This is a genomic window from Pseudolactococcus raffinolactis NBRC 100932 (assembly GCF_001591765.1).
In the GTDB taxonomy this organism is placed as follows: domain Bacteria; phylum Bacillota; class Bacilli; order Lactobacillales; family Streptococcaceae; genus Pseudolactococcus; species Pseudolactococcus raffinolactis.
This window is the reverse complement of sequence record NZ_BCVN01000098.1, coordinates 1-806: the sequence shown is the minus strand read 5'-3', so window position 1 is coordinate 806 and position 806 is coordinate 1. Positions and strand designations below refer to the sequence as shown.

General features: G+C 41.2%; 1 protein-coding gene. It reads right to left on the bottom strand.

From position 1 onward, the window contains the following. Positions 1-27 precede the first annotated feature (27 nt). Positions 28-806 (bottom strand): IS30 family transposase (locus LRA01S_RS10585; RefSeq protein ID WP_061775564.1); only part of this gene is annotated, 779 nt, incomplete at its 5' end.

The window sequence follows — 806 nt, the reverse complement described above, 5'->3', positions numbered from 1 at the left end:
CCGCAAAATGCAAGTGCAATTTAGCCACTAGATAGATTCAATTAACATCTGATTTGGTGTCTTGAAGTTGAACATTTTTCTTGGATAATTGTTCATCCAGTTCTCAATGTAAGCCACGACTTGTTTCGTGGTTTTCTTTGTGCCTTTAGGTAAGTGCCTACGTATCATTCGGTTGTGATTTTCATTTGTCCCTCTTTCGTGGCTGGCATAAGCATGACAGTAATATACAGGACAATCCAGAGCTTCTGAGAGTTTAGCGAACTCCCTGCCATTGTCTGAAGTTACAGAAAGTGCTAAAAATTCAATTCCCCTTAAGGCCTGATTGACGGTGTGTGTGGTCTTATTAGGGATAAGCCTAATGATTTCTAAGCGTGTCTTGCGTTCAGTCAGGGTCAAGAGACACTCGCCCTTCTCTTTGGTCAAAAGCACCGTATCAATCTCCCAATGCCCATATTCTGAACGTTCATCAACACTTTCAGGACGTTCCTCTATAGATTGACCTAGCATATGTTTAGGCTGTGTCACACGCTGTTTCTTAGGTTTTCGATACTGAGGATAGAGCAGTTCATGGTAAGCTAGAGAAAGAATACCAGAGGATATCCAGTTATAGAGTGTACGCAAACAAACCACGCCCTTGAGTTCTTGATGAATGACTTCGAGAGATATCTTGTTTTTCACTGCTTTGGAGATTTGATCGTCCAATTGAGCGTTCAGCTTTGTGGAACGTTTAGAGTGTGTTCTTAAAGTCTTGTAGCTCTCTTGGGCAATTTTCGCTGAATACTTTGTCTTATATTTGAGTTGAACTG